This is a genomic window from Okeania sp. SIO3B5, from assembly GCF_010692555.1.
Lineage (GTDB): Bacteria > Cyanobacteriota > Cyanobacteriia > Cyanobacteriales > Microcoleaceae > Okeania.
In genome coordinates this window covers 1-5,352 of the sequence record NZ_JAAHHG010000626.1, presented here as the reverse complement: position 1 = coordinate 5,352, position 5,352 = coordinate 1, and the positions used below count along the sequence as shown (strand labels likewise).

At 37.1% G+C, this 5,352-nt stretch carries 8 protein-coding genes; 1 reads left to right on the top strand and 7 read right to left on the bottom strand.

All coding sequences use genetic code 11. The features are described from left to right. Positions 1–293: 293 nt before the first annotated feature. Positions 294–1,772: an ATP-dependent DNA helicase RecQ gene (locus F6K54_RS39705; protein ID WP_293089806.1), complete on the bottom strand. Its 1,479-nt coding sequence runs from the start codon at positions 1,770–1,772 to the stop codon at positions 294–296. A 1,035-nt stretch (positions 1,773–2,807) separates the two neighbouring features. Between F6K54_RS39705 and F6K54_RS39700 the strand changes: the two genes are divergently transcribed. After that, on the top strand, positions 2,808–3,659 hold the full coding sequence (locus F6K54_RS39700) for an alpha/beta fold hydrolase (protein ID WP_293089804.1): 852 nt from the start codon (positions 2,808–2,810) through the stop codon (positions 3,657–3,659). Between the two features lie 227 nt (positions 3,660–3,886). On the opposite strand, the gene F6K54_RS39695 is transcribed toward F6K54_RS39700, so the two are convergent. The 6 genes from F6K54_RS39695 to F6K54_RS39670 form a co-directional block, all read right to left on the bottom strand. Next, positions 3,887–4,060 (bottom strand): hypothetical protein, encoded by a 174-nt coding sequence (locus F6K54_RS39695; protein ID WP_293089810.1) that lies wholly within the window; start codon positions 4,058–4,060, stop codon positions 3,887–3,889. Next, positions 4,026–4,154 (bottom strand): zinc ribbon domain-containing protein, encoded by a 129-nt coding sequence (locus F6K54_RS39690; RefSeq protein WP_293089802.1) that lies wholly within the window; start codon positions 4,152–4,154, stop codon positions 4,026–4,028. Before F6K54_RS39690 ends, F6K54_RS39695 begins: the two co-directional genes overlap by 35 nt. A 58-nt stretch (positions 4,155–4,212) precedes the next feature. Beyond that, a complete protein-coding gene (locus F6K54_RS39685; protein ID WP_293089800.1) occupies positions 4,213–4,335 on the bottom strand; it encodes a hypothetical protein in 123 nt (40 codons plus the stop codon). A gap of 86 nt (positions 4,336–4,421) precedes the next feature. Beyond that, a complete protein-coding gene (locus tag F6K54_RS39680; RefSeq protein ID WP_293089798.1) occupies positions 4,422–4,694 on the bottom strand; it encodes a transposase in 273 nt (90 codons plus the stop codon). Between the two features lie 125 nt (positions 4,695–4,819). Then, positions 4,820–5,182 (bottom strand): hypothetical protein, encoded by a 363-nt coding sequence (locus F6K54_RS39675; protein WP_293089796.1) that lies wholly within the window; start codon positions 5,180–5,182, stop codon positions 4,820–4,822. After that, positions 5,166–5,249: a helix-turn-helix domain-containing protein gene (locus F6K54_RS39670; protein WP_293089808.1), complete on the bottom strand. Its 84-nt coding sequence runs from the start codon at positions 5,247–5,249 to the stop codon at positions 5,166–5,168. Before F6K54_RS39670 ends, F6K54_RS39675 begins: the two co-directional genes overlap by 17 nt. Between the last annotated feature and the right edge of the window lie 103 nt (positions 5,250–5,352).

Sequence of the window (5,352 nt, the reverse complement as noted above, 5' to 3'; positions counted from 1 at the left end):
TGGCTGAGGTAATTATTAATTAGGGTTTGCACTCAAAAGTCTTTTAGTAGGGGTAGGAGACAGGAGACAACCCACCCCTCGCCCCTCCCAGGAGGGGAGGGGAAGACAGGAGGAACGGGGAATTATAGAGGAGGTATCGGAAAAAATTGTCCCAAGATTGTTCTGCCATAATCGTCTCAAAATACTAGCTTTTTGAGTTTTTTGAGCCGAAAACAGGCGCACTTTTTTAGACCAAAAAATGCTAAAACCAATATCAGTCAATGCTTTGATATTTAATCAGCAAACCCTAATTATCAATTGTTGAGTATTTTTCCTCTTCCTCTCCGAATACAGTTATCGCAGTGACCACAACGCATATTTTGAGCTTCCTTAGAAAAGCCAAATGCTTGTAGTAAAAACTGCCATCGACATTTGCTTGTAGTGAAATATTGATTAATTTCCTGAATACCGGAATTGTAATCTAAGGATGCTGTTTTGCCAGTAGCAGACTTATTCATAATATAGTTAAAGGGATCGCGCCATCTCAGTTTTCCGGAAGAGTGTAGTATAGATAGGGCGATCGCTGCATCAGGAAATTCATCTGTTACAGCATTAATATTTCCTGTAGTTGGCAGTTGCTTGATTAATTTTTGGGCTGTTTGATATTGCGATCGCAACTTATCCACTAAAAATTTTTGTCTTTGCTTATCCTCTGAGTCTAACCAACCAGTAGGTTCGCTGACTAATGTTAAAGCTTCAGCAGGTTTCCCATCTCTACCACCTCTACCGACTTCTTGAATATATTCAGACAACAGTGATGGTGCTTGAAAATGTATCACCCACCGTACATCTGGTTTATTTATTCCCATACCAAAGGCAGAAGTACAGACCACAAAATTTATTTCTCCACCTATCCAAGCTTTCTCTATATTTCGTCTTTCTTCAGCGCTTAAACCTGCGTGATAAGCTGTAGTTTGATAATCTTTTTTTCGTAATATTTCTACTAAATTTTCACTGTCTTTTCTAGTTCTAACGTAAATTAAACCTGCCTGTTTTTCTCTAGCTTTAATAAACTTAAATAACTGTTGACGGCGACTTCTGGGAGTATAAATTTTTTTAATTTTTAAATATAAGTTATTTCGATAGGGGCTAAGTAGAAATGGTTGTGGGTTTTGTAGTTGTAAAGTTTTTTTAATAATATTTTGGGCTTGGGGGTCGGCAGTGGCGGTAAAGGCGGCAATAGCAATATTAGTACTTGGAGTTTTAGATTTTATTAGTGCTGAACGTACTGCTCCTAAACGGCGATAAGCAGGACGAAAAGTTTCTCCCCACTGTACTAGACAATGAGCTTCATCTAATATTAAACCGTTGATTTTTATCTGGGGTTGGCAGAGTAAGTTCCAAACTTTTTTATTAAATAATGTTTCTGGGGAAAGATAGAGTAATCTTAGTTTATTTTGTTGTAATGCTTGGAGGGTTTTTTGTTTTTGGGAATTTGGAATTTGACTATCCAGAAGAGAGGCGGGAAGTGAGCGATCGCGCAATTCTTGAACTTGATTTTCCATCAGTGCAACTAAGGGAGATATTACTAAAGTTAAGCCTGTTTTTAGTAGAGCTGGTAGTTGAAAACAGATTGATTTTCCTCCTCCAGTTGGCATGATTATTAAGGCATCTTTTCCTTTTAATAAGCAACTAATTATTTCTCCTTGTGGCGATCGAAAATCATCGTATCCCCAGATTTTTCGGAAGGTTTCGCGGACGTTATTCCAAGAGGTTTGTTCGGAATTATTCATGGTTGAATATCGTTTTTTTCTGATGTTTGAAATTGTAGGGTTATTAACGAAGTCAGAAGTTAACCCACCCCTCGCCCCTCCCCCTCCCCAACCCACCCCCGCCCCTCCCAGGAGGGGAGCCAGGAGATTTGAGCAAGGCTCCAAAAATATTTCGCCATTTCCCGGCGGGGTTTTAGACCCAATTATTTTGATAAATATTAATTTCTTTCATTTTAGGGTTTTTTATGTTGAATAAAACATCATGTGTACGGGCGAGTTCCATCCACTAACATTATACTATCAAAATTTTTTTGGGAATGCAAGCTCTTTTTTGATTCGGCGTGGGATTTTTTGCTCTGATGCTTCAGAAAATGATTGCTTTAATCCCTGGGGTAGCTTTTGTAGGCATTGGCGATCGCCTGTCTATTCTGTGTTGAATAAAACATCATGTGTACGGGCGAGTTCCATCCACTAACATTATACTATCAAAATTTTTTTGGGGATGCAAGCTCTTTGTTTGATTCGGCGTGGGATTTTTTGCTTTGGTGCTTCAGAAAATGATTCTTTTTTAATCCCTGGGGTAGTTTTTGTAGGGATTGGTGATCGCCTGTCTATTCTATGTTGAATAAAACATCATGTGTACGGGCGAGTTTAACCCACTAACATTATACTATCAAAATTTTTTTGGGGATGCAAGCTCTTTGTTTGATTCGCCGCCGACTTTTTTTGAGCTTCAGAAAATGAAAAGATTTTGTGGGTGAGTTACTTGTTTATTTTATGTGAAGTGGCACAGAATTATGAAATTTATTAACTGGTCTATCTCGATTTACAGTCAACTCTGATGATTTTAAGAAAAGGTAATGATTAATTATTAATTGTTGAATTAATCGTACTAACACTAATTCTCAAAAGCAATATGATACATCAATTTATTTATCAATGAGTTGTAGAGAAAAATGGTTTTTTGCCTCTAGCAATTAATTTTGCTAACCAAATTTTATCAACGCTACTTGTGATAATATTTAATTGCCAAATATTCAATCATCATATTTAATTATGCTTTATACTCGCAAAACTGTAAATTTACCTGAGATTCAACTTTCTTACTTGGAGTGGCAGTCAGAGGAAAATCAAGATAAAAAACAGCCACTTTTGCTATTACATGGTTTAGCAGATTTGGCTTTAGTTTGGTCAAGTTTAGGAGAGTATTTAGCGGATAAATATCATATTGTTGCACCAGATATGCGCGGTCATGGAGAAAGTGGAAAACCAGAAAATGGGTATACTTTTGAGAAAACAATTACTGATTTAGAGGCGCTTATGGAGCATTTAAACTGGTCTTCTGCTCATATTTTAGGTCATTCTTGGACGGGAAAATTAGCTTGTATTTGGGCAAGACAAAATTCAGAAATATTTAAAAGTATGATTTTGGTAGACCCAGTTTTTATCGGCAAAATGCCAGGATTAATTAAAGTTACTTTTCCTATTCTTTATCGGACTTTAGAAACCTTAAAAGGTATGGGTCCGTTTGATAGTTTCACCGAAGCAGAAACTCAAGCAAAGCAGTTAGGAAAATATGCTGGTTGGAGCAAATTTCAAGAGATGGTTTTTCAGGAAAGTATGGAGGAAAAAGCTGATGGTAAGTGGGGAAGTAAATTTGTTGTACCTGCAAGGAATGAAATTTTTGAAGAAGTGATGCGAGTTCCTGGTTTAACAGAATATATTGATGTGCCGACCTTATTTATTCAACCAGAAAAAGGTGTGAATAGAAGTGAGTTGCAAATTCAGCCTTACCAGAAATATTTAAGGAATTTAAAAATGGAAAAAGTTCCAGGAAATCATTGGGTATTTTTGGTGGAACCGGAAAAGTTTAATCAGACTGTTGGGAATTTTTTAGAGCTTTTTTGAAATTTGAAAAAATCAGCAGTAAATTGAGGTAACTATAGTGTCTAATATTATGTTTGTAGTTGGGCTTTAGCCCTAATATAGAATCCGCTTGAATAGTTAGTATAGTTGGGAGTAGGGGAGTAGACGTAACCTGAAATTTCAGATAAATCTACATATCTATATATGGGTTGAAGCTAAAGTAAGCGATGGTAAAAACAAACCTTGTAGGTGATTACAAGCTCCATCATCTACTGGGATAGGAAGATTTGCAGTTGACATCCTCCCCGGCCTAAAGGCACGGGGATTCCTACCGAGCCGTAACTCCTTGGCGGGTTGACGTTTTGCTGGCGCAAAGCTCCGCTAACACTGGCTGCTGCTACCTTGACGCTAGTCTGACGCTTGCCTCCACGTCCGTTTTTCATCTCCGAATGCCCAAGGAGCGACTAATATATTTATCGCTGCGTTTTCGTCTCTATCGTGCTTACTGCCACAGTTGAGACACTCCCACTCTCGCACCTGAAGGTCTAACTTGCCACCTTTAAAGCCACAACTTGAGCAAATTTGAGTTGTAGGTTCAAGGGCGACTAATTACTCTGAACTCACGACCATATTTTTCTGCTTTTCCTTCTAGGAATGTCCGGAATTGTCTCCAACCTAAATCAGATATAGCTCTGGATAATTTACGGTTTTTTACCATACCAGAAACGTTTCCAACGGAGATGCTTCGCAAACAAATCTTCTAAAACAACTGTTTGGTTTTCACGAATTATTTTAGTAGATAATTTATGTAGAAAATCTGACGAGTGTATCTTTAAGTTTGACATGAAACTTAGCAACTCTTAGTCTCGCTTTTTCATACCTTTTAGACCCCTTAGTTTTATGAGATAATGACTTACTTAACTTTCTTAACTTCTTAATTCGTTTTTTGAGTGGTTTAGGAGCATCAACCTTTGTACCGTCGCTAAATGTAGCAAAGGTAGAAATGCCTAAATCTATACCTACTGAATTATCAGTTTCAGGTAAGATTTCTGGTTGTATTTCTACTACAAAACTCAAGAAATATCTATTAGCAGAATCTTTGATTACTGTTACTGATGATGGAGCAGCAGTTAACTCTCACGGGCGAAACTATTTTCAGCTTTCCAATCTTAGCGTTGCTAGGAACTTTATGTTGACCAACTTTAAACCCTCATGCATGTAAACCTAGCAGTTTGCTTTGACTTTCTACTTTTAAATCGCGGAGCGTTGCGAGGAACGAAGCAATCTGGAGGTTTAATAGGTCTACCTTTTCTCTGGCCTTTAGTCGATTTAAAAAAGTTTTGATAAGCCTGGTTTAAATCATTTAAAGATTGCTGCAATGGTATAGCAGAAACTTCTGATAACCACTCTCTATTTTCAGTATTTTTCGATTGAGTGATAAACTGTTTTTGTAGTTGAGATAAGTTAGGTTTCTTTTCTCCTAATTTATACTTTTCTTGGCAGGAAGCTAGACTATCGTTCCAAACAACACGTTCACGAAGTGTTGCGTCAGCAAACACAACCAAATAGCTTTGCTAATCTGGTTTTTTGTCCCGGTGTTGGATAAATACGATACTTAAATCTAGCTTTCATAAACTGGCTTCTTAAATAAGAATATGATAATATATTTTTTGAATAAAAACCAATTTAAAATTCGCCCTTCTAGGGCGAATTTTAAATTGGTTTTTATTCAAAA